Origin of the sequence: Pseudomonas sp. CCNWLW23, from assembly GCF_037095675.1 — a bacterium.
Lineage (GTDB): Bacteria > Pseudomonadota > Gammaproteobacteria > Pseudomonadales > Pseudomonadaceae > Aquipseudomonas > Aquipseudomonas atacamensis.
Genome location: NZ_JBAWKM010000007.1, coordinates 144,879 through 170,104 on the forward strand (window position 1 = coordinate 144,879; position 25,226 = coordinate 170,104).

Consider the following 25,226-nt stretch of genomic DNA (forward strand, 5'->3'; position numbering starts at 1 on the left):
CCGCTAGCAGCTGCTTCTCTAGCCCTTGCCCTTGGTGCGGGTCATATTCGGCCCGCCATTCTTTTCCAGATGCTCGATGATGATCCCGGCGACATTCTTGCCCGTAGTGGTTTCGATGCCTTCCAGTCCCGGCGACGAGTTCACTTCCATCACCAGCGGACCGTGATTGGAGCGCAGGATATCCACACCCGCCACCGCCAGGCCCATGACCTTGGCAGCGCGTAACGCGGTCATGCGTTCCTCCGGGGTGATCTTGATCAGGCTGGCGCTGCCGCCGCGATGCAGGTTGGAACGAAATTCCCCCGGTTTGGCCTGGCGCTTCATTGCCGCGATCACCTTGTCGCCGACCACGAAGCAGCGGATATCCGCGCCGCCGGCCTCCTTGATGTATTCCTGAACCATGATGTTCTGCTTCAGGCCCATGAACGCTTCGATCACCGATTCTGCCGCCGTCGCGGTTTCGCACAGCACCACGCCGATGCCCTGAGTGCCTTCGAGCACCTTGATCACCAGCGGTGCGCCGTTGACCATGGCGATCAGGTCGGGAATATCGTCCGGCGAGTGGGCAAAACCGGTGACCGGCAGACCGATTCCGCGTCGCGACAGCAGCTGCAGTGAACGCAATTTGTCCCGCGAGCGGGCGATGGCCACCGACTCGTTGAGTGGGAACACGCCCATCATTTCGAACTGACGCAATACCGCGCAACCATAGAACGTCACCGACGCGCCGATCCGCGGGATCACCGCGTCGAAACCTTCCAGCGGTTTGCCGCGGTAATGGATCTGCGGCTTGTGGCTGGCAATGTTCATGTAGGCGCGCAAGGTGTCGATCACCACCATTTCATGCCCGCGCTCGATTCCGGCTTCGACCAGACGGCGGGTGGAATACAGACGCGGATTACGCGACAGCACAGCGATCTTCATGCAACACCTGTGGAGGAGGTAGATACCGGGAACACCGGCTTGTCTTGTACATACTTGATGCCCGGATTGACCACCAACTGGCCATCGATCAGGGCTTTGGAACCGAGCAACAGGCGATAGCGCATGGACTTGCGGCAGGCCAGGGTGAACTCCACCGGCCAGACCCGATCGCCAAGGGCCAGCGTGGTGCTGATCACATAGCGCACTTGCGCATGGCCGTTGGAGCTCTTGATGGTTTTGCGCGTGACCAGCGGTGCTTCACAGCGCCGGTGACGCAACTGCACCACCGTGCCGAGATGCGCAGTGAAGCGCACCCATTTCTCGCCGTCGCGTTCGAACGGTTCGATATCGGTGGCGTGCAGGCTGGAGGTGCTGGCGCCGGTGTCGATTTTTGCGCGCAGGCCAGCGACTCCCAGGCCCGGGAGCGCCACCCACTCGCGCAGACCGACAACGGTCAAATGATCAAATGTCTTCAAAGAAAAAAACCAAGGGTTAACGCTTCCAGGCCTCGTCCGGCACCTGGGCCAACGCTTTGAATGCGGGTCTGGCGAACCAGTAGCCCTGCATCAGAAATATTCCACAGTCCGCGAGGAAATCCCGTTCCCCGGCGCTTTCTATGCCTTCGGCAATGACTGTAACGTCCAACTCCGCACACATTGTGACAATCCCCCGCACGATCACCTGACGGACACGGTCCTGGTCAACATCGCGGATCAGCGCCATGTCGAGTTTGATCAGGTCCGGTTGGAAATCAGCCAGCAGATTGAGCCCCGAATAACCGGCGCCGAAATCGTCGATGGCGGTCTTGAAGCCGAATTCGCGGTATTCACGCAGAATATTGGTCAAATGGCGATAATTATCTACGTGCTCGATTTCCAGGGTTTCGAAAATCAGTCGGTCGATCGGAAAGTTGTGTTTGCGTGCGGCCTCCAGTGTGCTGCGAATGCATAGCTCTGGACGGTAGACGGCGTTGGGCAAAAAGTTGATCGACAAGTGTGTCTGCATATTAAGGCTCGCCGCGCCTTCGATGGCGCGGGTCCGGCAGAGCTGGTCGAAACGGTAGCGGTTATCTTCTGTAACCTGATTTAACACCGACAGTGCACCTTCCCCGGCCACGCCTCGCACCAGCGCCTCGTGGGCGAATACCGACTGGTCGCGCAGGTCGACGATCGGCTGGTAGGCGAAGGCAAAATCGAAGTCCAGCGGTTCGCTCTGCTGGCAGCCCTGGCAACCGCCCTTGGTTGAGGTCAACGAAGTTGGAAATTTAGTCACGCGGTCACTCCAGGCCGGTCAGGCGGCGAAGATCACAGTCTATCTGGAGGGCCGAGTTCTTGCGCCCGACAGAAACGGTAGTACAGTTCCGACTACTGGCTGAGCGAGGAATTCATATGGGACAGAAGCAGGAGGAGGACGACAAGGTCCGTCTCGATAAATGGCTATGGGCAGCGCGTTTCTACAAGACCCGTGCATTGGCCAAAGCCGCCATTGAAAGTGGCAAGGTGCATTGCCGTGGCGAGCGCTGCAAACCGGGCAAGGAGCCGCGCATCGGTGATGAGTTCGAGATTCGTACCGGCTTCGAAGTGCGCACGGTGAGGGTCGAGGCATTGTCGATCGTGCGTCGTGGCGCACCCGAGGCGCAGACCTTGTATGCCGAGACCGAGGCGAGTGTCGCCAAGCGTGAAGCGGCTGCGGCAATGCGCAAGGCAGGGTCGTTGGGCGTGAGCACCGATGGCAAGCCGAGCAAGAAACAGCGGCGTGATCTGTTCAAGTTTCGCGGTAGCAGCAACGAAGATTGAAACGTTGTGCCGGCCTCTTCGCGAGCAGGCTCGCTGCCACATTTGATCAAGTCGTCTGTGGCAGCGAGCCTGCTCGCGAATCGAGTACGACGCGGTATCAGGCGCTACGCACCACACTCATCCGCGACACCATCGGCAGCTTGCCCAGCAACGCGAAAACCGGCGCGGTCAGCTTCAACCAGAAGTTCGCCGCGTGATAGGCAAACGGTGTGTAGTAACCCCAGCCCAACGCCCACACCGCCAGCAGCACGCCGCCGATGTAGTCGTCCTGACCCCAATGCGCGCCGGCCACCAGACGCGGCAGCATGAACAACACGGCCAGACCCCATACTGTTAGAAATTGTCCGACGGTGCGGCTGAACACGCCCATGAACAACGCCCAGATCAACAACACTGAGGCATGATCACCGGGGAAACTCTGGCCGGAACGGTCCTTCAGCTCCCAGGTTTTTTCCAGATGCGGAAAGTAATCGCTGATGTGCACGGCGCCCTCAAGCACCATTGACGGGCTGCTGTGCTGCCAGCCCATGTGATCGGCGAATTTGGAAAACAGCGCGCGGATCACCACCATCAGCAGCAGGATCGAGAAAAAACCGAAGAACGCGCGACGCACGTCGATCGCCCTGAAGACCCAGTCGCCCTTGATCAGCAGCGTCAGCAGAATCAGTCCGACGACGATGTCGAACGGGCGCAGACTTGCAATTGCCCAAATGTGGAGCCATATCGGGTTGCTGGCCAGCGGTGCATTCAGCGAGCGGAACAGCCACTCGTCGAAAATCACACACAGCATCTGGCCGGTAGGCCATAACCAGAAAGCCAGCAGCGCCAACGGCACTACGTTACACAGAACCAGCCGGCCGAGGTTCCACCTTGATTGGAACAAACCCGGATTGTTCATAAAATGCCTCCCATGGCGAAAAAGCGCCGGCACCAAAAAAAGTGCCAGCAAGCGCAAATTTTCACGTTTTGTAATCATTTTGTCATCACATTCAGATACCCAGACCTATGACTGACCTAGCGGATACCGATTTCACTCAACGCTTCATCTTCGATGACAGCGACACTCGCGGCGAACTGGTAGCGCTGGAGCGCAGCTACGCTGAAGTCCTCGCCAAACACCCGTACCCGGAACCTGTCGCGCAGTTGCTCGGCGAACTGATGGCGGCCGCTTCGTTGCTGGTCGGCACGCTCAAGTTCGATGGCTTGCTGATTTTGCAGGCACGCTCGGAAGGGCCGATTCCGCTGCTGATGATCGAGTGCTCCAGCGAGCGTGAGATCCGTGGTCTGGCGCGTTACAACGCCGAGCAGATCGCCGCAGACGCCACCCTCAGCGATCTGATGCCGGACGGCGTTCTGGCCCTGACCGTCGACCCGACTGTTGGCCAGCGCTATCAGGGCATTGTCGATCTCGACGGCGAAACCCTGTCGGATTGCTTCACCAACTACTTCGTCATGTCGCAGCAGGTTGGCACGCGCTTCAAGCTGTTCGCCGACGGTCGTCGTGCCCGCGGCATGCTGCTGCAACAACTCCCCGCCGATCGCTTGAAAGACGAAGAGGATCGCGCCGCCAGCTGGCAGCACCTCACCGCGTTGGCCAGCACTCTGAGCGCCGATGAGCTGCTGAGCCTGGACAACGAAACCGTCCTGCATCGCCTGTACCACGAAGAGCAGGTGCGCCTGTTCGATGTGCAGCATTTGCGCTTCAGTTGCAGTTGCTCGCGGGAACGCTCCGGCAATGCGCTGGTCAGTCTTGGGCTGGAAGATGCGCTGGCGCTGGCCGCCGAGCAGGGCGGCAAAGTCGAGATCGATTGCCAGTTCTGCAATCAGCAGTACCTGTTCGACGCGGCCGATATTGCTCAATTGTTCGCTGGCGCGGGCGTCGATACGCCGTCAGATACCCGTCACTAAAACGGTTCAGCGCAGGTAAATTCACTGCGGAATGACGGAATATCGCCGTTACGACGGGAGGACCCTACTCTTTTTGGGCTTTTCTGGCATAATCCGGCCCACTTTTTTCGCGGTAGTAGTGCACGACTTTCTACTACAAAACGTTTGGAGCACACTCGGCCACTGGCCGACGGGGAACCTCATGACGCAAGCCAATAACGCCGTGTACACCGATCTGAGTGTTGATGATCTGGTAAAAGAAGCCCTGAATCGCGGTGAAGGCGAGCTTGCCGATACCGGCGCTCTGGTTGTTCGCACCGGTCACCGCACCGGCCGTTCGCCAGTCGACCGTTTCATCGTTGAAGAGCCTTCCACCCAGGCTGCTATCGCCTGGGGCCCGATCAACCGCAAGTTCCCGGCCGACAAGTTCGATGCCCTGTGGGCTCGCGTCGAGGCCTTCAACAACGCGCAAGAGCACTTCGTTTCCCACGTGCATGTAGGCGCGGCGGAAGATCACTACCTGGCCGTGAAAATGACCACGCAGACTGCCTGGCAGAACCTGTTCGGTCGTTGCCTGTTCATCAACCCGGCCCAGTACAACCCGGCTGGCCGTGAAGAATGGCAAGTGCTCAACGTCGCCAACTTCGAGTGCGTGCCTGAGCGTGACGGCACCAACTCCGATGGTTGCGTGATCATCAACTTCGCGCAGAAGAAAGTGCTGATCGCCGGCATGCGTTACGCCGGCGAGATGAAGAAAGCCATGTTCTCGGTGCAGAACTTCCTGCTGCCGGCCGCTGACGTGCTGCCAATGCACTGTGCTGCCAACATCGGCGAAGACGGCGACGTGACCCTGTTCTTCGGTCTGTCGGGCACCGGTAAAACCACCCTGTCGGCCGACGAAAGCCGTTACCTGATCGGTGACGACGAACACGGCTGGGGCGAAGGCGTGGTGTTCAACATCGAAGGCGGTTGCTACGCCAAGTGCATCGACCTCTCCGAGAAGAACGAGCCGGTCATCTGGAAAGCCATCAAGCACGGTGCAGTGCTGGAGAACGTCGTTATCGACGACGCCAAGCACGCCGACTACGCCGATGTCAGCCTGACCCAGAACAGCCGCGCCGCCTACCCGCTGGAGCACGTTGCCAAGCGCTCCGAGAAGAACCTGGGTGGCGAGCCAAACGCGGTGATCTTCCTGACCTGCGACCTGACCGGCGTACTGCCGCCAGTGTCGATCCTCAACGAAGAACAAGCGGCCTACCACTTCCTGTCCGGCTACACCGCACTGGTGGGCTCGACTGAAATGGGTTCGGGCAGCGGCATCAAGTCGACCTTCTCCACCTGCTTCGGCGCACCGTTCTTCCCGCGTCCGGCTGGTGAGTACGCAGAACTGCTGATCAAGCGCATCCGCGGCTTCGGCTCCAAGGTCTACCTGGTCAATACCGGCTGGACCGGCGGCGGCTACGGCGTCGGCCAACGCTTCAACATCCCGACCACCCGCGCGGTGATCGCAGCGATCCAGAGCGGCGCGCTGATCGGTGCAGCCACCGAACACCTCGACACCATCAACCTCGACGTGCCTCTGGCGGTCCCGGGCGTCGACACCAACCTGCTAAACCCACGCAACACCTGGGCTGACAAGGCGGCGTACGACGAAGCCGCGAAAGCACTGGCCGGTCTGTTCATCGAGAACTTCAAGAAGTTCGAAGTGAGCGACGCGATCAAGGCGGCTGGGCCGAAATTGTAAGTAGTGGTTTGCAGTGAATAAAAAACCGCCCTTTGGGGCGGTTTTTTCATGGGCGAAGATTTGGGTAAGCTCATCTCAACGGCGGTTCGTCACTTGCCGTGTAGCAGTAATCGTTCATTTTTGGCGTGATACGGCCAGAGTAATGCCACTTAACATTCCTGCAAAATGATCCTCTAGCTAAGGCCATTGCCGCCGTGCATGCATGACACGCAGCACTTCCACCCGGTCTTTTTTGATTGCGTAGACGATGACGTAGTTGGCGGCCGCAACGATTTCACGTGTTCCGTGGACCCTGCCCTTTCGGTACAAGGTTGGGCGCTGTCTTGCTATTTCCCCTTTTGATTCGAACATTTCATCGAGATCCGCAGCAGCGTCTGGGTTGTCCTGACCGATTCGATCCATTATCCGGTCTCGGTCAGCAAGCGCTTCCGGGCGCCAGACCAACCTCATCAGCGCCCTCGTTGACGCAGGGCATCACGCTTGGCGGCGAATATTCGGCGAGCATCTTCATCGCTGATACTTGGCCTTGGATCATCGATGCTGATCTGCACCTGTCGCTTGAACCATTCCTCATAAGCGGCCGCTTCATGGGCTTGTTTCAACGCTTCAGAGCGATCAGGCCTGGCGTAGGTTTTCAGTTGCAGCGGGTCATAACCGGAGGCATCCACGTTAAATTGGCTGATGCCCAAGCCCTGCAGGTAGGCCACCAGCGTCTCCAGCCTCTTGAACAGGCGCACCTGACCACTGCGTTGTGCTGTCAGCGCGCATTTGCGGCTACCTTGCCGAATCTCGACCGACCAGCCTCCCGGTTTCGCGACGATGATTGTGCCGCTCACAGAACCGTTTTCGACCAAGCGAAGGAGGGCGCTGTGGTCGATGTTTTCAGTGCTGGCCATAAATGCGAGCCCTTCGCTGAGTAATGGCTCCCATCGTACGCAATCAATAGTAGTTTGCAAAATTTGACTCCTGATGCTGGATACGCCGTGTGCAGCGATGATGTTTCGTTTGTTGCTGGGCCGGGGCTTTCGGACTTGCAGCAGGTCGCAGCCGTCCTGTGTCAGCGGATACAGAGCGTAGGTGATGTGGGTGTCACTGACCAAAGCAGCGACACCCACGACTATAGGTTCGCACCACCGCCTCGCGATAGCCGACAAGGCATCGCGTGAAGTAGGAATGGGACGAACAAAGCGCCAGACGTTGCTACCGATTCTTCAACGCCTTTCAACGCAGATGCTGGTAACCGGAAATATCCAGCAGGCTTGTGGTCAGTCCGGTCGCCGGCCGGTAGATCGTGCCTTTGACTGCCGAGAATGGCACGCCGTTGCTGCCCAGCGAGACATAGCGTTCACCTTTATCCAGCTCGGTGAAGTAGGTGTAGGACTGAGTATGCATCTTCTTGTAGCGAGCTTCGTCGCTGACGATGGCGCCGGTGAGGCGGCGCAGGTCGGTATCGTTCAGGTTGAGAGTTTTGCTCAGTGGCGCGCCCCAGCGCTTGAGGCAGGTCTCGGCGAGATGGCGAACGATGCGGCCGGGCTCGATCAGCGCGTTGAGGTCGCTGCTGCTACTCGGCTCGCCGCCGAGCGCCGTGGCGTTGCCAGCAAGGGTGGCGTGGCGACCGGCCATTGGATAGATCGAAGTCCTGGTGCCGGTAGCGGTTTGCGGGATCACGCAGCTGAAGCCTTTTGAGCGCTCGTCGCGGGCATAGAAGGCGATGTATTCCTTGACGTTGGATTCGAGTTTGACGCGGTTTTCCTGGAAGTTGCCAATTCCCGGGACTGGATCAATCGCAAAGATATTCACCGGAATATGTTTGAGCGCAGCGTCCCTGGACATTGCATTGGCAAGCATATGGCAACTGATACCACCCCGGCTCCAGCCGAGCAGATTGACACGCGTCGGAATAATGCCGTCCTTGCGGAAAGTCTTGATGATCTGTTCCTGCAACTTCTGTTGCGTGATACTTCGGTCGCCATAGTTATACTGGCGCCAGAACCAGGAACCTTCCTCTTTTACATCTTCAATAGGAATGCCTGCGGCTTTCAGACGGTTATATTCTGCCTCGGTAAGTTGTTTACGCTGCCAATCGCATTTGCCTTTGATGATATTCAACGCGTGCTGCACGTTTTCATCCCAGCCTTTGCCGAACAGCGTGCCGGACAAGCCGTATTCAGAGGTCTTGGTGAACAGGTCGTCGGCTTGCAGATTGCCGCTGCCAGGGCCATCGACGACGATCCACTCGGCGAATTCGCGTCCACTGTGGTGTGCAGCGAGCGTAGAAACGATTTCGCCGTCCCAGAAGTTTTTATGTTTGTCATCAAACTTGTTGGAGCCGGTGCCGCAGAAAAAGATTGTTAAAGTTGTCATTTCGTTGCTCTTGCTTATGTATAGGAGCAGTCAAGTTAGTTTGAAGTGTTGTTATAAATAAAGGGTGCTGTTGTGTCTGCGTTTGTAATTTTTAAGTTTGTTATATATATGTAGCTTAGTTTTTCGAAAGTTTGTCGAGACGCTTCGATTGTTACACGCTTGGTTTTCGCTTCCCATGTATCATTCAGTATCGATTCAACCCCGACCTTTTCTCGACTCGCTGCAATCGCCCGCTAGGCTTTGGGCATGGCAGCAGTCAAAGGAGTGACAGTAAATGCACCACACCCTGGAACAGGTTTTTGGTTATCCACAGTTTCGCCCCGGTCAGGAGGCCGCTGTCAGCGCGGTCCTGGCGGGGCGCTCCGCGGCGGCGATCTTTCCCACCGGCTCCGGCAAATCGCTTTGCTATCAGCTGCCGGCGCTTTTACTGCCACACCTGACATTGGTGGTTTCGCCGTTGCTGGCGTTGATGCAGGATCAACTGGCGTTTCTCAAGCGCCACGGTATCTCCGCAGGCAGTATCGATTCGGCGCAGAGCCGCGAGGATGCCAACGACGTCATGGCCCGTGCGCGTTCGGGGGAATTGAAGATTCTGATGATCTCCGTCGAACGCCTGAAAAATGAGCGCTTCCGCAATTTTCTGCAGCAGGTGCCGATCTCGTTGCTGGTAGTCGACGAGGCGCACTGCATTTCCGAATGGGGCCACAACTTTCGGCCGGACTACCTGAAATTGCCGGACTACCAACGTCAGTTCAACATCCCGCAGGCCTTGCTGCTCACCGCCACGGCGACACCAAAAGTCATCGCCGACATGCAGGCCAAATTCGCCATATCTCCGGACGATGTAGTGACCACCGGTTTCTATCGGCCCAACCTCAACCTGCTGGTCGAGCCTGTACGCGGTCAGGACAAGCGCCGGCGTCTGGTCGAATGGATGAGCGAGCGTCCCGGGCAACCGAGCATTGTCTACGTGACGTTGCAGAAGACCGCCGAGCACATCGCCGAGCATCTTCAACGCAACGGAATTCAGGCCGAGGCATACCACGCAGGTTTGCCCCACGATCAGCGTGAAGACATTCAACGTCGCTTCATGGCCGGGCAGTCCAATTGCATTGTCGCCACCATCGCCTTTGGCATGGGCATCGACAAGAGCGACATCCGTAACGTCGTGCATTTCGATCTGCCCAAATCCATCGAAAACTACAGCCAGGAAATCGGCCGCGCCGGACGCGACGGGCAGCCCTCCGACTGCCTGGTACTAGCGAATCGCGACAGCCTCAATGTGCTGGAAAACTTCGTCTACGGTGATACGCCCGAGCGCGACGGGATTCGCTATGTGCTCGATGAACTCAAAGCCTCGGTCCCGGAAGGGCAATGGGAATTTCTGCTTGGGCCACTGGCGGATCAGAGCAACATTCGCTCGTTGCCGTTGAAGACTTTGCTGGTGCAGCTGGAACTGCGGGGCCTGATCGCGCCGCGCTACGCTTATTACGCTGAATACCGCTTCAAATATCTGCTTGAGCCTGAAGCAATGCTCCAGCGCTTCGAAGGCGAGCGCAGGGATTTCGTTGCGGCGATCATCAGAACGTCCACGCGAGCACGCACCTGGGCCACAGTAGATTTCGAGGCGATGTATTCGCAGTATTCCGCCGAGCGCAATCGCGTAGTGACAGCGCTTGATTACTTCCAGGAAAAAGGCTGGGTCGAGCTTGAAAGCAAGCAAATGACCGAGGTTTACAGCCTGCTGCAAAGTGATTTTGCCAGCGACGCCCTGAGCGCTGAGCTGCACGAGTACTTCACTCGTCACGAAGAGACTGAAGTGGCGCGAATTCACGCCATGCTTGAGGTGTTCGCCACCGAACGCTGCCTGGGTTATCGCCTGGCCGAGTATTTCGGTGACCACAATGCCCCTGAACATTGCGGCCATTGTTCGGTATGTCACGGCCAGATCGCGCGGTTGCCGGAGCCGCCGCCATTGCCGCCGCTTGTGGATAAAAACTTCGCGCAGCTGTGTGGTGAATTTATCCACAGGCATGAGCAGCACACAGGCAGCCTTCCGACGGCCGAACGCCTGACACGGTTCCTGTGCGGAATCAGCGTGCCGTTGTTCACCAAACTCAAGGCGCGGGCGATACCGGGTTTTGCTGCGTTGGAAGAGTATCCCTACGCAGAGGTCCGCGAGTGGGCGGACAGTCACTTGCTCGATTAAGCAGAGAGTCTGTGGTCGCTGCATCCATCCGCTGAATGTCGATCATCACGCTAATAAACTTCAAAAAGCGTCGTGGCCTGACTAAGGTTGGAATCTGTCTTCGGGCAACTCACAAGAGAACAACATGAGCCAGACAAGCTTCGAGATTCAGCAGGCTGCCGTGATCGGCGCGGGCACCATGGGCCGTGGCATCGTCATGTGCCTGGCCAATGCCGGGGTGAACGTGCAATGGGTGGATAACAATCCACAGATGCTTGAGCAGGCGCTGACTACGGTCGCCGAAACTTATGCACACAACGTGCGCCAGGGCCGCATTGATCAGGCCGAGGCGGATGCGCGAATTGCTCGTATATCTGCGGCGGCGGATTACGCGGCGATTCGCAACGTCGATCTGATGATCGAAGCGGTGTACGAGAACCTCGAACTGAAGCAGAAGATTTTTCGCGAGCTGGATGGCCTGCTCAAGCCTGAGGCCCTGCTGGCGAGCAACACCTCGGCGCTGGACATCGACGCCATCGCAGCTGCGACCCGGCGCCCGGCACAGGTGCTGGGTCTGCACTTCTTCAGCCCGGCGCACATCATGAAACTGCTGGAAATCGTTCGCGGTGCGCAGACCTCGCCAGCGGCGCTGGAGGCCGCGCTGGCACTCGGCAAGCGCATGGGCAAGGTCAGCGTAGTGTCGGGCAACTGCCACGGTTTTATCGGCAACCGCATGCTGCATCCGTATGTACTCGAAGCGCGCAAGATGCTCCTCGAAGGTGCTTATCCACAGCAGGTGGATGCCTCGCTGCAAGGTTTCGGCTTCGCCATGGGGCCGTTTCGCATGTACGACGTGGTCGGCATCGATCTGGAATGGCGTGCTCGGCAGCTAGCTGGCAAGGGGCAGGATGCGCCCGAGGTTCAGGTGGATAACCGCCTGTGTGAGATGGGTCGGTTCGGGCAGAAGTCCGGCAACGGCTACTACCACTATGAGCCGGGCAGTCGCCAGGCCGAGCATGATCCCGAAGTGGATGCACTGGTGCTGCGGGTCAGCGAAGAGCTGGGTTTCCAGCGTCGCGACATCGGTCCTGAAGAAATCCTTGAGCGCTGTTTGCTGGCGCTGATCAACGAAGGCGCGAAGATTCTGCAGGAAGGCATTGCCGGCTCGGCCCATGACATCGATCTGGTGTACTTGAACGGCTATGGTTTTGCAGCGGATAAGGGTGGACCGATGGCCTGGGCGGATCAGCAAGGGCTGGCGGATATTCATCAGCGCTTGCTGGCACTGGAGACGCGCCAGGGCGATCAGTGGAAGCCGGCGCGGCTGATTGGCGAACTGGCGGCGCAGGGCAAGGGGTTTGCTCACGCATAGTGTTACGGCGAAAATCTATCCCCTCACCCCAGCCCTCTCCCCCAAGGGGAGAGGGGGAAAGGGAGCCGATCTTCGTGATTTTCGAATGTGAGCTCGACTCGACAGTTCAGGTCGGTGTATTTCGAGAGAACACATCGGTCAGTCCCCTCTACCTCTGGGAGAGGGCTAGGGTGAGGGCAAGCGCCCTCACTGAAAAACAAGAGAACCAGCACAACCATGTCCACCCCTCAGCGCATCGACTACCCCCACTTCCAGCCCATCACCACACGCTGGCACGACAACGACGCCTACGGTCACGTCAACAACGTTACCTACTACAGCTTCTTCGATACGGCGGTGAACACTTATCTGATTCAGGTCGGTGGCCTGGATATTCATGACGGCGAAGTGGTGGGATTCGTGGTCAGTTCCGCCTGCGATTACTTTGCCTCGATCGCTTTTCCCGATCTGATCGAGATCGGACTGCGGGTCGGCAAGCTGGGCAACAGTTCGGTGCAATACGAACTGGCTGTGTTCAAGGTTGGCGAAAGCGAGGCGTGTGCGGCGGGGCGGTTCGTGCATGTGTTCGTCGATCGGGCGAGCAATCAGCCGGTGCCGATTCCGGCAGGTTTGCGTGGGGCGCTGGAGCGGCTGGTGGTCTAGACGCGCAAAAAAAATCGCAGCTAAAAAGCTGCGATTTTTTGTTCAAGCCTTCGCCTTAGTGGTGGCGATAGTACTTGTGATGCTTGCGGTGGCCGTAGGCATGGCCGCGACCTGGATGACCACGGTCGCGGTAGTAGCGACCGTCATCATGGCGACGGTCGTAGCGACGATCATCATCGTCGCTCTTGTTGCCCATATAGTTACCCAGCGCGCCACCTGCACCGCCACCAGCGGCGGAGCCGATCAGGCTGCCGGTGGTGCCGCCGAGACTGCGGCCGACGACGTTACCGCCGGCTGCACCCAGTGCACCACCAATGGCTGCTTCGCCACGGCTGCGCTTGTCTGCGCCGACCGCACTACCACCCGCGCCGCCCAGGGCTGCGCCGATGGTGGAACCTGTATTGCCGCCTAACGATTGACCGACGACCGAGCCAAGAACCCCGCCCAATGCGCCGCCCACACCTGCTTCGGTGGTGCCTCCGGCAGAAGCGAAGCCACTGACCAGGCCAAGGGACAACAAGAGAATCGAGGAGAACTTCATAGAGGATGAGCCTCAAAGGGATGACGGCGCCGATCCTGAGGCTCTGCAATGGGCGTGACAATCAAAATCCGACGAATAACACGACTTGTATACAATAATGCAAGTTACTGTTTTTTCACCGGAACTTAACCGATTTTCGCCGGTCTTTAGCTACTTCGGACAGGCCGTTTTCATGCAGAAACGGCCTTTTTTGTGAGCGGTCGAAAATCTTTGCCACGGCAGATCTGTTGAAAGATCGATGGCTTTCGCGAGCAGGCTCGCTCCCACATTTGAAATGCATTCCAACTGTGGGAGCGAGCCTGCTCGCGAAGGGGCCGGATCTGGCTCCGCGGTTAAGCGGATTTAGCCATGATCAACCCAGTCTCACTCGCCGCTTCCAGCCGGATCGCAATGAACTTCGACGTCGGCGTGTGGCTGCCATCCCCCGTACTTTCCAGCGGCACCAGCGGATTGACCTCCGGATAGTACGCCGCCGCCTGCCCCGCAGGAATATCGAACGCCAACAATGTAAAACCTTTCACCCGGCGCTCGCGACCATCGTCCCAGATCGACACGATGTCGGCCTTCTGTCCCGGACGGAAGCCCAGGCGAATGATGTCGGCCTCGTTGGCGAACAGCACGTCACGCTGGCCCTTCACGCCACGGTAGCGGTCGTCGAGACCATAGATCGTCGTGTTGTACTGATCGTGGGAGCGCATCGATTGCAGGATCAGATCCGGCACCTGGCCGGTGGCGCGGGTGCGTTCGTGGACCAGATCTTTCGGCAACTGATTGGCGCGGAAGTTGGCGCGGCCTGACGGCGTGTTCCACTTGCGGGCGCCAGCCGAGTTGCCCAGATAGAAGCCGCCCGGGTTTTTGATCTTGTCGTTGAAGTCTTTGAAACTCGGGATGGTGTCGGCGATCAGTTCGCGAATGCGCCCGTAATCGGCTACCAGCCAGTTCCAGTCCACCGGTTGGCTGCCGAGAGTGGCGGCAGCGATGCCGGCGATGATCGACGGCTCCGAGCGCATCTGGTTCGACAGCGGCTGCAACTGGCCGTTGGACGCGTGGACCATGCTGAACGAGTCTTCCACGGTCACCGCTTGCGGGCCTTCGGTCTGGATGTCGATGTCGGTGCGGCCCAGGCACGGCAGGATCAACGCGTCTTTGCCGTGAGCGAGGTGGCTGCGGTTGAGCTTGGTGCTGATCTGCACGGTCAGGTCACAATTGCGCAGCGCTTCGAAGGTGCGCGAGCTGTCCGGCGTGGCCTGGGCAAAGTTGCCGCCCAAGCCGATGAACACCTTGGCGCGACCTTGGGCCATCGCATGAATCGCCTCGACCACGTTGTGGCCATTGTGGCGCGGCACCTTGAACTGGAAGCGACGCTCCAGCGAGTCGAGGAACGCCACCGGTGGACGCTCGTTGATGCCCATGGTGCGGTCGCCCTGCACGTTGCTGTGACCACGCACCGGGCACAGACCGGCGCCAGGTTTGCCGATATTGCCGCGCAGCAGCATCAGGTTGGCGATTTCCTGAATGGTCGGCACCGAATGACGGTGCTGGGTGATGCCCATGGCCCAGCACATGATCACGTTCTTGCCTTTGGCGTACATGCGCGCGGCTTGCTCGATCTCGACCAGGGTCAGGCCGGACTGCTCGACGATCTGCTCCCATGAGGTGTCGTCGACAGTGGCGAGGTACTCCAGCACGTTGGCGCTGTGGGCATTGAGGAAGTCATGATCGAACACCGCTGGCTCACCAGCTTTCTGCGCATCGCGTTCCCATTGCAGGAGGAACTTGGCCATGCCGCGCAGCACCGCCATGTCGCCGCCGAGTGCCGGGCGGAAGTACGCGGTGTTGGTCGGCTTGTCGCCGTTGGTGAGCATTTCGATCGGGTGCTGTGGATGCTGGAAACGCTCCAGACCGCGCTCTTTCAGCGGATTGATGCACACCACCTGGGCGCCGCGTTTCACCGCTTCACGCAACGGTTCGAGCATGCGCGGATGGTTGGTGCCGGGGTTCTGGCCCCAGACGAAAATCGCGTCGGCGTGTTCGAAGTCGTCGAAGGTCACCGTGCCTTTGCCGACCCCGACACTCTGCGCCAACGCCACGCCGCTGGCCTCGTGGCACATGTTCGAGCAGTCAGGGAAATTGTTGGTGCCGTAAGCCCGCACGAACAGCTGATACAGATACGCCGCTTCGTTGCTGGCGCGCCCCGAGGTGTAGAACTCGGCCTGATCCGGGCTTGGCAGATTGCGCAGGTGCTTGCCGATCAGAGCGAAGGCATCTTCCCAACTGATCGGCTTGTAGCGATCGGACTCGGCGTCGTAGACCATCGGCTCGGTCAGGCGACCCTGATATTCCAGCCAGTAATCGCTTTGTTCCAGCAGGGAAGTGACGCTGTGCTTGGCGAAGAACTTCGCATCGACGCGACGCTTGGTTGCTTCCCAGTTCACCGCTTTGGCGCCGTTCTCGCAAAACTTGACCATGCCGCTTTCCGGCGAATCACCCCAGGCGCAACCCGGGCAGTCGAAACCGCCATTCTGGTTGGTCTTGAGCATCATGCGCAGGTTTTTCAGGGCGTTGTCGCTGGTCAGCCACGCCTGGGCCACACTGATCAGGGCGCCCCAGCCGCCAGCGGCACCTTTGTAAGGCTTGTAGCGCGGGACAGGTTTCTGGTCGGCTTGATGATGTTGGCTCACGCTTGATTCTCCATCGCGGGGCTGTACACCCGCGGCGCACTTTTCTGCGGCAGGTGGATGAGATTGAGGTTATGGCGCCGGGCCCATTGCACGGCCAGGCCGGTGGGTGCCGACAGGCTGACCAGGGTCTGGATCCCGGCACGCAAAACTTTCTGGATCAATTCGAGGCTGCAACGGCTGGTGACAATCGCCAGGCCGCCTTCGGTGGAAATCTTCTGGCGTATCAGTCCGCCGATCAGCTTGTCGAGGGCGTTATGGCGGCCGATGTCTTCTCGACCGAGCAGCAATTCGCCGCTGGCATTCATGAACACCGCAGCATGCACCGCGCCGCAGTGCTGGCCGAGCGGCTGGAACGCGCCGATGCGCTGGCGCAAACCGTCGAGCCATTCGATCGGTGGCAAGGCTGCGCCCGGCAACACTTTGAGCTCAGGCAGCGCCTGTTCGACGGCTTCGACGCCGCACAGTCCGCAGCCGCTGGTGCCGGCCAACTGCCGACGCTGCTGTTTGAGGTTCCAGAATGCGCGATTGGCGATGGTCACTTGCGCGTATTGCGCCGAGCCTGCGCCTGTCAGTTGCAGATCGTAGATATCGCTGGCGTCTTCGATGATGCCGCTGCCGAGGCTGAAACCGACGATGAAATCTTCGAGGTCGGTCGGTGTAACCAGCATCACTGCCTGGCTGATGCCGTTGTAGGCGATCGCCAACGCGACTTCCTCGGCCAGCGCGGTGCTGGCTGATGCCTCAGAGGGTACATCGCTGTAGCTGTAGGTCTGGCTGGCGGCAGGCGCGGGCGTTTCAATTGCTGGCGCCGCGCAGGCTGCGCGCTTGGCGTTCATGGCATCACCGACGGTTTGATCTAGGTCAAGACTAGGCGCGGCAAGTTGTCGCGTCTAATCGCTATTACCGATCTACCGATAGATGCCGTCGATCAAGCGTCTTTTGACGATTTCTGATAAAGCGCGAAACAGGCTTCCGCCAGCGCTGAACGCGGCGCGCCACGGCGCATGATCAGCCCCAGTGGCGCTAGGGTGTGGGCATTTTCGATCGGTTGCAGACGCAGGTGATCAGCAAGGGTTTCCGCGCCGCCATCGAGCGGCATGATCGCGCAGCAAAAACCGCCGTGTACTGCTTGCAGCAGTTGATGCACGGCGTCGGTTTGCAACAGCGGCTGCGGGGTCAGGCCACGGCTGTGGAAGTTGTGGTCGATGGACTGGCGAAAATGCATGCCGCTGGTGAGCATGCACAGCGGCAGTTCGATCAGCGATTCCCAGCTCAGGGGTTCTTCGCCGAAGTTGAACGAACGCTCGTCATAGAGCAAGCCCATGCGCGTCTCGTTGAAGGCCAGCGAATCGAAGCGCTCGCTGTCCAGACGCTCCAGATACGACACGCCAATGTCGATGCGGTTGTTCGCCAAGTGTTCGAGCACTTGCTCGGAGCTCAGCGACGACAGCTCGAAGCGCAAGTCCGGGTGCGCCGCGTGCAGTCGTTGCATCAGCGGCAAGGGATCGAAACTCGACAGCGGCACCACGCCCAGGCGCAGCGTACCGATCAGGTTGCCGCGACAGGCCGCCGCTTCCGCCTGCAAGCCGTCGTAAGCCGCCAGCACCGTACGCGCCCACGCCAGCACGCGTTCGCCCGGTGCGGTGAAGCCTTCGAAGCGCTGGCCGCGATTGACCAATGGCAAGTCGAGTTCTTCTTCGAGGCTGCGCAAGCGCATCGACAGGGTCGGCTGGGTGATGTGGCAGCGCGCGGCGGCCTGGCCGAAATGGCGGGTTTCGTCGAGGGCGATGAGGAATTTCAGTTGCTTGATGTCCATCTTCGCTCCGGGCGGTTGGCGGGGTGTGGCGATTCTACCGCCTGCGGCGCGGCAGCGTCATTGGTCGGACTGGAACCGGGTTTGGCTGGGGTGGTCTAGGCTTGGACGACTGACCCTTTATTACATGGAGTGAATGCGATGAGCCTGTTCAGTTTTTTGAAAGAAGCCGGTGAAAAGATTCTCGATGCACTGACGCCGGACAAGGCCGAGGCCAACAGCGCAGCGCTGACCAAGCACGTGCAGGAAGCGCTGACCGGTATCGATACGTCGAAGATCCAGGTCAAGGTTGAAGGCGAGAAGGTCATCGCCACGGGTGAAGCGGCGAGTCAGGAAGAGAAAGAGAAGATTCTTTTGGCCCTGGGTAACGTCGCCGGCGTGAGTGGCGTGGACGATCAGATCACCGTGACGGGTGGCGTTGCCGCCGCCGCAAAATTTGTCACGGTCGAGAAGGGCGACACGCTGAGTGCGATTTCCAAGCGCGTGTATGGCGACGCCAACCAGTACAACAAGATTTTCGAGGCCAACAAACCTCAGCTCAAACATCCAGACAAGATCTACCCGGGACAAGTACTGCGTATTCCTGAATAACATTTGAAAGCGCTTTCGCGAGCAGGCTCGCTCCCACATTTGAAACGCATTTCGGTGTGGGAGCGAGCCTGCTCGCGATGGCAGCAACGCGACGTCAAAGTCCTGCAATCAAATCCCGGTAATCCTCGACTGCGGCAAACTCCGCTGTGTCCTTCGGTCCTTTGCGGCTGTCCGGTTCTTTCACCGCCAGCAAGTGCGCCACGCCAAAATCCCGTGCACTGCGCAAGATCGGCAAGGTGTCATCGATAAACAGGCTGCGCGCCGGATCAAAACCGATGTCCGCCTGCAAGGCATCCCAGAACTGCGGGTTCTCCTTGGGATAACCATAGTCATGCGAGCTGATCAGCCGCTCGAAGTAAGGCGCGAGTTCGATCCGTTCCAGTTTCAACGACAGCGAATCGCGGTGCGCATTGGTGATCATGATCACCCGTTTGCCGGCGCGTTTGATTGCATCGAGAAAGGTATCGGCATCCGCGCGCAGGGCGATCAAGTGGGCGGTTTCCTGTTTCAGTTCACGCACCGACAATTTCAGTTCCGCGCTCCAGAAATCCAGGCAGTACCACTGCAACTGGCCGGCGTGGCGTTCGAACAGCGGCTGCAATTCCAGCTCGGCCATGGCCCGGCTGATGCCGTGCAGTTCGGCGTAGCGCTGGGGCAGGTGTTCGAGCCAGAAATGGTTGTCGAAGTGCAGATCCAGCAGCGTGCCGTCCATGTCGAGCAGGACGGTATCGATGTCGAACCACGGTAAAGAAGGCATGGCAACGTCTCGAACGGTGAAAAGATATCCGACGCAAACAATCGGGAAAGCCGCGTTATAGTAGCGCGTTCACGCCAAGGAGCTTTGCATGCGCCAGAAACCCACCGTACTCGCCCGCGAGATCGTCGCCACCAGTCGCCTGTTTCGCGTCGAAGAACTCAAGCTGCGATTTTCCAATGGCGTGGAGCGCACTTACGAGCGTCTGGTCGGCAAGGGTGCGGGCTACGGCGCGGTGATGATCGTCGCGATGCTTGATGCCGAACACGCAGTGTTGATCGAGGAATACTGCGGCGGCACCGACGAATACGAACTGTCTCTGCCCAAAGGCCTGATCGAGCCGGGCGAGGACGTGCTGGCGGCGGCCGAGCGGGAGCTCAAGGAAGAGGCCGGTTATGGCGCGCGCCAGTTGGAACATCTGACCGAGCTGTCGCTGTCGCCCGGTTACATGAGCCAGAAAATCCAAGTGGTGCTGGCCACCGACCTGTATGAAGAGCGGCTGGAAGGCGATGAGCCGGAGCCGATGCGGGTCGACAAGGTCAACCTGCGCGAACTGTCGGCGCTGGCGCAGAATCCGCAATTTTCCGAGGGCCGCGCCTTGGCGGCGCTGTATCTGACCCGCGACCTGCTGAGCCAGCGCGGGGTGTTCAGCTATGAGTGAGACGTCGATGAATTTTCCCCATCCGCTGATGGCACCTGTGGTTGCGCTGGCTTTACAGGCTGGCGAGGCGATTCTGCCGTTCTGGCGTGCCGGCGTCGAAGTCACGGCCAAGTCCGATGATTCGCCGGTCACGGCCGCCGACCTGGCCGCCCATCACCTTGTCGTTGCCGGGCTGACGGCGCTGGATCCGAGCATTCCGGTGCTGTCCGAAGAGGACGCCAACATCCCGCAAAGCGTGCGCGCCGGTTGGCAGCGCTGGTGGCTGGTGGATCCGCTGGACGGTACCAAGGAGTTCATCAGCGGTAGCGAGGAATTCACCGTCAACATCGCGCTGATCGAAAATGGCCGGGTGGTATTTGGCGTGGTGACGATGCCGACCAGCGGTCGTTTTTACGTCGGCGGTGCCGGGCTCGGTGCATGGCGTGGCGACGAGGGCGCTACGCCGGTAGCGATTCGGGTGCGCGATGTGCCTGCGCCGGGCGAGGCGTTTACCGTGGTGGCCAGCCGTCGCCATTCAAGTCCCGAGCAAGAGCGTTTGCTGGCCGGGTTGAGCGCCAGTCTTGGTGAGCTGCAACTGGCCAATATCGGCAGTTCCTTGAAATTTTGCCTGCTGGCCGAAGGTGCTGCTGATTGCTATCCGCGACTGGCGCCGACTTCGCAGTGGGACACGGCGGCAGCTCAGGGCGTGCTGGAAGGCGCGGGGGGCGAGGTGCTGGATCTTAGCGGCGAGGCGTTCAGTTATCCGCCGCGGGAATCGCTGTTGAACGAGTTCTTTCTGGCGCTGCCGGCGAAGGCTGCGTGGCGCGGGCGGTTGTTGGAGCTGGCCCGAGGCTAACTGCCTGATCCGCAATTCCCCTCACCCCAGCCCTCTCCCCCAGGAGAGGGAGCCGACCGAGTTGTCTGGCGCTATGCATCGACCTGGAGAATCGAGTCGATTGTGGATTCGGCGAAGCAGGTTCAGGTCGACGTAAATCTGTAGCATCCCCGTATCGGTTCCCTCTCCCTCGGGAGAGGGCTAGGGTGAGGGGCTGTTGATCTTCAACGGTGCAAAACGTACTGGCCTGTAAATCTCACCGCCTCGTCCTCGCTTCCCGCATTCAAAATCCGCGTATCCAGCGTCAACCGCGCCCGTCCGTATCGCCGATACATCGCCACAAAGCGCTTCCACACCGCGGCATCCGGTGCCGGGCAGATCGCCACGGCGTCCCCGGTTACAGGCATCGGATAACTGATCTGCCCTTCCTGAATGACGATGTGTCCGTCGGTAATCCCTTCTTCCTGCAAACGTAGATGCAACCAGCCCCAGCCGGCCAGCACCGCGCCGCAGTAGAGGCTGCCGCCAAACATGGTGCTCTTGTGATTGACGTTGGGTGCGAGCGGCAGGTGCAGGCTCAGTTGCTGCTTGCGCCACTCGAGCACCTCAAGACCCATCTCGGCGGTCAGCGGAATGTCGTGATGCAGCACCGTTTGCAGGTATTCGCTTGCGCTGCTCATTCGTTGTCTTCCCCGTGGCTGCTGTCGCCGAAATTCAGACCGTGTTTGCGCAACTTGTCGTGCAGGGTCTTGCGCGGAATACCCAAGGCTTCAGCGAGGCTGCGTACCGAGCTGTGCGAGCGCGCGAGTTCGGCGGCGATCAGCGATTTCTCGAAGTTTTCGACTTGCTCGCTGAGGCCGCCACTGACCACTTCCACAGGCGTGCCACCGCTGCCATCCGCGCTGTTGTCCAGTGCCAGCTCAAGCCCGAGGGCGAAGCGTTCGGCGGCATTTTGCAGTTCACGGACATTGCCCGGCCAGGTGTGGCGCAGCAGCAGGGCGCGGTGTGCCGGTTGCAGTTCGTGGGGGGGCAAGCCGTGGCGGGCGCTGGCTTCATCGGCATAGTGCTGGAACAGCACCAGTGCGTCTTCGCCCCTTTCGCGCAGCGGCGGGATGCGCAGCGGCGCGACGTTGAGGCGGTAATACAAGTCGGCGCGGAAGCGACCCTGATCCGCCGCTTGGCGCAGATCTTCCTTGGTCGCGGCGATGACGCGGATGTCCAGCGGGATCAACTGATTGCCGCCCAGGCGTTCGACGACGCGCTCCTGCAGCATGCGCAGCAGCTTCACTTGCACGTCCATGCTCATGCTTTCGATTTCGTCGAGAAACAGCGTGCCGCCGTTGGCGAATTCGAATTTGCCGATGCGGCGTTTCTGCGCGCCGGTGAAAGCGCCGGGTTCGTGACCGAACAGCTCGCTTTCCACCACCGACTCCGCCAGGGCGCCGGCGTTGATCGCTACGAACGGGCCGTTGCGGCGGCTCGACAAATCGTGCAGCGCGCGGGCCACCACCTCTTTGCCGGCACCGGTTTCGCCGAGGATCAGCACGTCAGCCTTGGTCGCCGCCAGCGCACCGATCTGCTCACGCAGACGCAGCATCGGCGTCGAATGGCCGACCAATCGCGCGCTCAATTCGTTGCGGTCGCTCAAGGCCAGACGCAGGCTGCGGTTGTCCAGCACCAGCCGCCGTAGCGCGAGGGCGCGACGGACGCTGTCGAGCAGCGCGTCGCTGGCAAAGGGTTTTTCCAGAAAATCGTAAGCGCCGGCGCGCATCGCCTGCACTGCCAGCGGTACGTCGCCATGGCCGGTGATCAGCAGCACCGGCAACTCGGGATCCTGTGCATGCAACTCGCTCAACAGTTCGAGGCCGTCCATGCATGGCATGCGGATGTCGCTGACCACCACCCCCGGCCAGTCACGCTCAAGCTGTGCCGCCAGCCCTTTGGCTTCGGACAGCGGCAGGATTTTCAGGCCGGCCAGGTCCAGGGTCTGGCCGAGGGCCTGGCGCAAGTGCGGATCGTCGTCGATCAACACTACCTGGATGCGATTGTCGATGGTCATGCACTTCGATCCTCGGACGGTTGCAGGCTGACTCCGGGCGCGCCGGCGCGCAGGCGCAGGGTGATCAGGGCGCCGCCTTGCTTGTGGTTGGCGAACGACAGCTCGCCACCAAAGGCGCGCATCAGCGTTTCACAAATCGCCAGCCCCAGGCCCAGACCCTGGGTGCGGGTCTTGGTGGTGTAAAAGGGCTCGCTGGCGCGGCCAAGGGCTTCCATGCAGAACCCGGGGCCGTTGTCGCGAATGTACAGATTGACGCCGTCGGCGGTGGCTTCGGCACTCAGCCACAACTTACGGGGCGGGCCTTTTTCGGTCAGGGCATCGAGAGCATTGGCCAGCAGATTGCCCAGCACTTGGCGCAAGCGGGTTTCGCCGGCCTCGACCCACAGCGTCGCGGCTGGCAGATCGCGGATCAGTTCGACTTCCATGCTGCGCCGACGTTTGGCCAGCAATGCCAGCGCATCGTCCAGCGCCGGTTGCAGGGCGACGCTTTCCGGTGCGTGGCGATCGCGACGGGCGAAGGCGCGCAGGTGGGCGATGATCGAGGCCATGCGCCCGGTCAGTTCGCTGATCAGCTTGAGGTTGCCGCGCGCGTCCTCGGTGCGCTGATGATCGAGCAGCACTTCGGCGTTTTCCGCATAGCTGCGAATCGCCGCCAGCGGTTGATTGAGTTCGTGACTGATGCTCGCCGACATGGTCCCCAGCGCCGACAATTTGCCCGCCTGGACCAGATCGTCCTGGGCGCGCACCAACTCCTGCTGCGCCTGCTCACGCTCGAGCACTTCCTCCTTCAAACGCCGGTTGAGGCCCTCCAGATCGCTGGTACGTTCAGCCACCCGGCCTTCCAGTTCGCGGCGCGCCTTGGCCTCGAAGGCGATGCGCTCCAGATAATGCCGGCGACGTTGCATCATCAAACCCACCAGCAGCATCACCACCAACAGCGTGGCGCCGCCGATCGCAACCACCGTGCGCACCGGACGATCAATCAGCGTGCGCGGGGCGAGAATGCTCACGCTCCAGCCGGTTTCGGCGATGTCGTGGGTCTGCGTCAGCCAGGCGTCGGCGCTGAGGTTAAGCGGTCGGGGTTCGCGGGTCGGGTAGGGCTGGATTGCGGTGATCGCGGCGCGCTCGGCATCGCTCAACGCGCGAGTGGAACGGAAACGCCATTCCGGGCGCGACGTCAGGATGACCACGCCGTTGTGGTCGGTCACCAGCAGTTGTTCCGGGGTTTTGCCCCACAGGCTTTCGGTGTGGTCGAGGTCGACCTTGATCACCAGCACGCCGATGATTTTCTCGCCGTTGCGCACGGCAGCGGCGAAGAAGTAGCCGCGTTTGGCCGATGTGGTGCCGAGGCCGAAGAAGCGTCCGAGGCGCCCGGCCATGGCTTCGCTGAAATACGGGCGGAAGGCGAAGTTGCGGCCGACGAAGCTGTCGCGTTTGTCCCAGTTCGACGCCGCCAGCGTCTGGCCGGACGTGTCCATCAGGTACATGACTTCAGCGCCGGTCTGCGCGGCGATATTTTTCAGCAGGCGATTGGCGTTGCCTTGGGTAACCCCGTCGTCCGGCGCACCGAGCACCGCGCGCAGGGCCGGCAAGTCGCCGAGAATCTGCGGCAACACTTCATAGCGATGCAGGGTGCCGAGCAGGTTGGCGACGTACAGATCGAGGGTCTGGCGATTCTGTCCGGCGAGCTCGCTGCGGTAATAGCGCTCGGCAAGATGTTCCAGCGGCCACAGCAGCGGCGCCAGGCACAGGGCCAACAGTGCGAGGCTGCGCCAGCGAGGTCTGCGGGGGAGCGGTGGTTTCATGTGCCGGATACGCCTGTAGGGACAGGCGCATTATGCCCGGCCTCAGGCGAAGACGTCAGCGTCCTTGAGCAGCGCGGCCGCCTGGTCCTTGGCCGACAGCTTCGGCGCTTCGTCCAGTTGCCAGTCGATGCCCAGCGCCGGGTCGTCCCAGCGAATGCTGCGCTCGGAGGACGGGTCGTAATAGTTGGTGGTCTTGTAGAGGAATTCGGCGAACTCGCTCAGCACCACGAAACCGTGAGCGAAACCTTCCGGCACCCATAGCTGACGATGGTTTTCCGCCGACAGGCGCACCGCCACCGATTTGCCGAAATGCGGCGAGCTGCGACGGATGTCCACCGCCACATCGAGCACTTCACCCGCGGTCACACGAACCAGCTTGCCCTGGGTGTTCTGCAACTGGTAATGCAGACCACGCAGCACGCCTTTTTGCGAGCGCGAATGGTTGTCCTGCACAAACTGCGTTTCCAGACCGGTAGCGTCCTGAAACGCCTTGGCATTGAAACTCTCGTAGAAAAAACCACGCTCGTCGCCGAACACCTTGGGTTCGATGATCAGAACACCGGGCAGATCGGTGGTGATGACATTCATGG

25 protein-coding genes are annotated in these 25,226 nt (G+C 60.2%); 9 read left to right on the forward strand and 16 right to left on the reverse strand.

The features are described from left to right. Nucleotides 1-18 precede the first annotated feature (18 nt). The 3 genes from rimK to rimA are packed head-to-tail and all read right to left on the reverse strand — an operon-like array spanning nucleotide 19 to nucleotide 2,196. On the reverse strand, nucleotides 19-924 hold the full coding sequence (rimK, locus tag V8J63_RS11720; protein ID WP_024011184.1) for a 30S ribosomal protein S6--L-glutamate ligase: 906 nt from the start codon (nucleotides 922-924) through the stop codon (nucleotides 19-21). Then, complete coding sequence (rimB, locus tag V8J63_RS11725; RefSeq protein ID WP_016772184.1) at nucleotides 921-1,400, reverse strand: retropepsin-like aspartic endopeptidase RimB; 480 nt, start codon at nucleotides 1,398-1,400, stop codon at nucleotides 921-923. Before rimB ends, rimK begins: the two co-directional genes overlap by 4 nt. Nucleotides 1,401-1,416: 16 nt before the next feature. Next, on the reverse strand, nucleotides 1,417-2,196 hold the full coding sequence (gene rimA / locus V8J63_RS11730) for a S6 modification regulatory phosphodiesterase RimA (protein ID WP_016772183.1): 780 nt from the start codon (nucleotides 2,194-2,196) through the stop codon (nucleotides 1,417-1,419). A gap of 116 nt (nucleotides 2,197-2,312) precedes the next feature. On the opposite strand from rimA, the gene V8J63_RS11735 reads away from it, so the two are divergent. Further along, nucleotides 2,313-2,720, forward strand: a complete 408-nt coding sequence (locus V8J63_RS11735; protein WP_016772182.1) for an RNA-binding S4 domain-containing protein — start codon at nucleotides 2,313-2,315, stop codon at nucleotides 2,718-2,720. Nucleotides 2,721-2,817: 97 nt separating this feature from the next. Here the strand turns inward: V8J63_RS11735 and V8J63_RS11740 are convergent, their stop codons facing one another. Further along, nucleotides 2,818-3,618: a phosphatase PAP2 family protein gene (locus tag V8J63_RS11740; protein WP_016772181.1), complete on the reverse strand. Its 801-nt coding sequence runs from the start codon at nucleotides 3,616-3,618 to the stop codon at nucleotides 2,818-2,820. A 107-nt stretch (nucleotides 3,619-3,725) separates the two neighbouring features. On the opposite strand from V8J63_RS11740, the gene hslO reads away from it, so the two are divergent. After that, nucleotides 3,726-4,628 carry an Hsp33 family molecular chaperone HslO gene (gene hslO, locus V8J63_RS11745; RefSeq protein WP_016772180.1) on the forward strand — a complete coding sequence of 301 codons (903 nt, stop codon included), beginning with the start codon at nucleotides 3,726-3,728 and terminating at the stop codon, nucleotides 4,626-4,628. A gap of 181 nt (nucleotides 4,629-4,809) precedes the next feature. Beyond that, a complete protein-coding gene (locus V8J63_RS11750; protein ID WP_016772179.1) occupies nucleotides 4,810-6,351 on the forward strand; it encodes a phosphoenolpyruvate carboxykinase in 1,542 nt (513 codons plus the stop codon). Between the two features lie 177 nt (nucleotides 6,352-6,528). On the opposite strand, the gene V8J63_RS11755 is transcribed toward V8J63_RS11750, so the two are convergent. The 3 genes from V8J63_RS11755 to V8J63_RS11765 all read right to left on the reverse strand — a co-directional run bounded on the left by V8J63_RS11755 (nucleotide 6,529) and on the right by V8J63_RS11765 (nucleotide 8,715). Then, the gene (locus tag V8J63_RS11755; RefSeq protein WP_123444075.1) at nucleotides 6,529-6,801 is read right to left on the reverse strand and encodes a type II toxin-antitoxin system RelE/ParE family toxin; all 273 of its coding nucleotides are present in this window, start codon (nucleotides 6,799-6,801) and stop codon (nucleotides 6,529-6,531) included. Next, nucleotides 6,801-7,466, reverse strand: a complete 666-nt coding sequence (locus V8J63_RS11760; RefSeq protein ID WP_232245433.1) for a hypothetical protein — start codon at nucleotides 7,464-7,466, stop codon at nucleotides 6,801-6,803. Before V8J63_RS11760 ends, V8J63_RS11755 begins: the two co-directional genes overlap by 1 nt. A 106-nt stretch (nucleotides 7,467-7,572) precedes the next feature. Beyond that, nucleotides 7,573-8,715, reverse strand: a complete 1,143-nt coding sequence (locus tag V8J63_RS11765; protein WP_125925821.1) for a hypothetical protein — start codon at nucleotides 8,713-8,715, stop codon at nucleotides 7,573-7,575. Between the two features lie 274 nt (nucleotides 8,716-8,989). Here V8J63_RS11765 and V8J63_RS11770 point away from each other — a divergent pair, with 274 nt between their 5' ends. The 3 genes from V8J63_RS11770 to V8J63_RS11780 all read left to right on the forward strand — a co-directional run bounded on the left by V8J63_RS11770 (nucleotide 8,990) and on the right by V8J63_RS11780 (nucleotide 12,917). Continuing rightward, nucleotides 8,990-10,924 (forward strand): RecQ family ATP-dependent DNA helicase, encoded by a 1,935-nt coding sequence (locus V8J63_RS11770; RefSeq protein ID WP_336464082.1) that lies wholly within the window; start codon nucleotides 8,990-8,992, stop codon nucleotides 10,922-10,924. 124 nt (nucleotides 10,925-11,048) lie between these two features. Then, complete coding sequence (locus V8J63_RS11775; RefSeq protein WP_130887612.1) at nucleotides 11,049-12,275, forward strand: 3-hydroxyacyl-CoA dehydrogenase; 1,227 nt, start codon at nucleotides 11,049-11,051, stop codon at nucleotides 12,273-12,275. Nucleotides 12,276-12,491: 216 nt separating this feature from the next. Continuing rightward, a complete protein-coding gene (locus V8J63_RS11780) occupies nucleotides 12,492-12,917 on the forward strand; it encodes an acyl-CoA thioesterase (RefSeq protein ID WP_016772173.1) in 426 nt (141 codons plus the stop codon). Between the two features lie 55 nt (nucleotides 12,918-12,972). On the opposite strand, the gene V8J63_RS11785 is transcribed toward V8J63_RS11780, so the two are convergent. The 4 genes from V8J63_RS11785 to V8J63_RS11800 all read right to left on the reverse strand — a co-directional run bounded on the left by V8J63_RS11785 (nucleotide 12,973) and on the right by V8J63_RS11800 (nucleotide 17,955). Beyond that, the gene (locus tag V8J63_RS11785) at nucleotides 12,973-13,458 is read right to left on the reverse strand and encodes a glycine zipper domain-containing protein (RefSeq protein WP_125925818.1); all 486 of its coding nucleotides are present in this window, start codon (nucleotides 13,456-13,458) and stop codon (nucleotides 12,973-12,975) included. Nucleotides 13,459-13,790: 332 nt separating this feature from the next. Beyond that, the gene (locus V8J63_RS11790; protein WP_130927699.1) at nucleotides 13,791-16,139 is read right to left on the reverse strand and encodes an FdhF/YdeP family oxidoreductase; all 2,349 of its coding nucleotides are present in this window, start codon (nucleotides 16,137-16,139) and stop codon (nucleotides 13,791-13,793) included. Next, nucleotides 16,136-16,975: a formate dehydrogenase accessory sulfurtransferase FdhD gene (fdhD, locus tag V8J63_RS11795; RefSeq protein WP_336464083.1), complete on the reverse strand. Its 840-nt coding sequence runs from the start codon at nucleotides 16,973-16,975 to the stop codon at nucleotides 16,136-16,138. The genes V8J63_RS11790 and fdhD overlap by 4 nt, the downstream gene beginning before the upstream one ends. 92 nt (nucleotides 16,976-17,067) lie before the next feature. Beyond that, complete coding sequence (locus V8J63_RS11800; protein WP_024011190.1) at nucleotides 17,068-17,955, reverse strand: LysR family transcriptional regulator; 888 nt, start codon at nucleotides 17,953-17,955, stop codon at nucleotides 17,068-17,070. 138 nt (nucleotides 17,956-18,093) lie between these two features. On the opposite strand from V8J63_RS11800, the gene lysM reads away from it, so the two are divergent. Next, the gene (gene lysM / locus V8J63_RS11805) at nucleotides 18,094-18,543 is read left to right on the forward strand and encodes a peptidoglycan-binding protein LysM (RefSeq protein ID WP_016772168.1); all 450 of its coding nucleotides are present in this window, start codon (nucleotides 18,094-18,096) and stop codon (nucleotides 18,541-18,543) included. Between the two features lie 94 nt (nucleotides 18,544-18,637). Here lysM and yrfG read toward each other — a convergent pair whose 3' ends face one another. Then, a complete protein-coding gene (gene yrfG / locus V8J63_RS11810) occupies nucleotides 18,638-19,300 on the reverse strand; it encodes a GMP/IMP nucleotidase (RefSeq protein WP_336464084.1) in 663 nt (220 codons plus the stop codon). Nucleotides 19,301-19,388: 88 nt separating this feature from the next. Between yrfG and nudE the strand changes: the two genes are divergently transcribed. Then, the gene (gene nudE / locus V8J63_RS11815) at nucleotides 19,389-19,958 is read left to right on the forward strand and encodes an ADP compounds hydrolase NudE (protein ID WP_016772166.1); all 570 of its coding nucleotides are present in this window, start codon (nucleotides 19,389-19,391) and stop codon (nucleotides 19,956-19,958) included. A gap of 7 nt (nucleotides 19,959-19,965) precedes the next feature. Continuing rightward, entirely contained in the window at nucleotides 19,966-20,793 is an 828-nt protein-coding gene (gene cysQ / locus V8J63_RS11820) for a 3'(2'),5'-bisphosphate nucleotidase CysQ (protein ID WP_336464103.1), read from the forward strand. Between the two features lie 203 nt (nucleotides 20,794-20,996). Here the strand turns inward: cysQ and V8J63_RS11825 are convergent, their stop codons facing one another. Genes V8J63_RS11825 through rfbC form a run of 4 tightly spaced genes read right to left on the reverse strand, consistent with a single transcriptional unit; the run spans nucleotide 20,997 to nucleotide 25,224 of the window. Then, nucleotides 20,997-21,452, reverse strand: coding sequence for a YiiD C-terminal domain-containing protein (locus V8J63_RS11825; RefSeq protein WP_336464085.1), 456 nt, complete (start codon nucleotides 21,450-21,452; stop codon nucleotides 20,997-20,999). Further along, nucleotides 21,449-22,831 (reverse strand): sigma-54-dependent transcriptional regulator, encoded by a 1,383-nt coding sequence (locus V8J63_RS11830; RefSeq protein ID WP_336464086.1) that lies wholly within the window; start codon nucleotides 22,829-22,831, stop codon nucleotides 21,449-21,451. The genes V8J63_RS11825 and V8J63_RS11830 overlap by 4 nt, the downstream gene beginning before the upstream one ends. Then, nucleotides 22,828-24,636, reverse strand: coding sequence for a sensor histidine kinase (locus V8J63_RS11835; protein WP_336464087.1), 1,809 nt, complete (start codon nucleotides 24,634-24,636; stop codon nucleotides 22,828-22,830). The genes V8J63_RS11830 and V8J63_RS11835 overlap by 4 nt, the downstream gene beginning before the upstream one ends. 42 nt (nucleotides 24,637-24,678) lie before the next feature. Next, nucleotides 24,679-25,224, reverse strand: a complete 546-nt coding sequence (gene rfbC / locus V8J63_RS11840) for a dTDP-4-dehydrorhamnose 3,5-epimerase (protein ID WP_016772161.1) — start codon at nucleotides 25,222-25,224, stop codon at nucleotides 24,679-24,681. Nucleotides 25,225-25,226 lie beyond the last annotated feature (2 nt).

Coding starts and splice junctions, on each gene's coding strand:
- V8J63_RS11740 (WP_016772181.1), bottom strand. CDS start 3,618: ATGAACAATCCGGGTTTGTTCCAATCAAGGTGGAACCTCGGCCGGCTG.
- V8J63_RS11825 (WP_336464085.1), bottom strand. CDS start 21,452: ATGAGCAGCGCAAGCGAATACCTGCAAACGGTGCTGCATCACGACATT.
- lysM (WP_016772168.1), top strand. CDS start 18,094: ATGAGCCTGTTCAGTTTTTTGAAAGAAGCCGGTGAAAAGATTCTCGAT.
- nudE (WP_016772166.1), top strand. CDS start 19,389: ATGCGCCAGAAACCCACCGTACTCGCCCGCGAGATCGTCGCCACCAGT.
- V8J63_RS11780 (WP_016772173.1), top strand. CDS start 12,492: ATGTCCACCCCTCAGCGCATCGACTACCCCCACTTCCAGCCCATCACC.
- yrfG (WP_336464084.1), bottom strand. CDS start 19,300: ATGCCTTCTTTACCGTGGTTCGACATCGATACCGTCCTGCTCGACATG.
- V8J63_RS11775 (WP_130887612.1), top strand. CDS start 11,049: ATGAGCCAGACAAGCTTCGAGATTCAGCAGGCTGCCGTGATCGGCGCG.
- V8J63_RS11800 (WP_024011190.1), bottom strand. CDS start 17,955: ATGGACATCAAGCAACTGAAATTCCTCATCGCCCTCGACGAAACCCGC.
- cysQ (WP_336464103.1), top strand. CDS start 19,966: ATGAATTTTCCCCATCCGCTGATGGCACCTGTGGTTGCGCTGGCTTTA.
- V8J63_RS11765 (WP_125925821.1), bottom strand. CDS start 8,715: ATGACAACTTTAACAATCTTTTTCTGCGGCACCGGCTCCAACAAGTTT.
- fdhD (WP_336464083.1), bottom strand. CDS start 16,975: ATGAACGCCAAGCGCGCAGCCTGCGCGGCGCCAGCAATTGAAACGCCC.
- V8J63_RS11735 (WP_016772182.1), top strand. CDS start 2,313: ATGGGACAGAAGCAGGAGGAGGACGACAAGGTCCGTCTCGATAAATGG.
- V8J63_RS11835 (WP_336464087.1), bottom strand. CDS start 24,636: ATGAAACCACCGCTCCCCCGCAGACCTCGCTGGCGCAGCCTCGCACTG.
- rfbC (WP_016772161.1), bottom strand. CDS start 25,224: ATGAATGTCATCACCACCGATCTGCCCGGTGTTCTGATCATCGAACCC.
- rimK (WP_024011184.1), bottom strand. CDS start 924: ATGAAGATCGCTGTGCTGTCGCGTAATCCGCGTCTGTATTCCACCCGC.
- V8J63_RS11785 (WP_125925818.1), bottom strand. CDS start 13,458: ATGAAGTTCTCCTCGATTCTCTTGTTGTCCCTTGGCCTGGTCAGTGGC.
- V8J63_RS11830 (WP_336464086.1), bottom strand. CDS start 22,831: ATGACCATCGACAATCGCATCCAGGTAGTGTTGATCGACGACGATCCG.
- hslO (WP_016772180.1), top strand. CDS start 3,726: ATGACTGACCTAGCGGATACCGATTTCACTCAACGCTTCATCTTCGAT.
- V8J63_RS11750 (WP_016772179.1), top strand. CDS start 4,810: ATGACGCAAGCCAATAACGCCGTGTACACCGATCTGAGTGTTGATGAT.
- V8J63_RS11755 (WP_123444075.1), bottom strand. CDS start 6,801: ATGAGGTTGGTCTGGCGCCCGGAAGCGCTTGCTGACCGAGACCGGATA.
- V8J63_RS11770 (WP_336464082.1), top strand. CDS start 8,990: ATGCACCACACCCTGGAACAGGTTTTTGGTTATCCACAGTTTCGCCCC.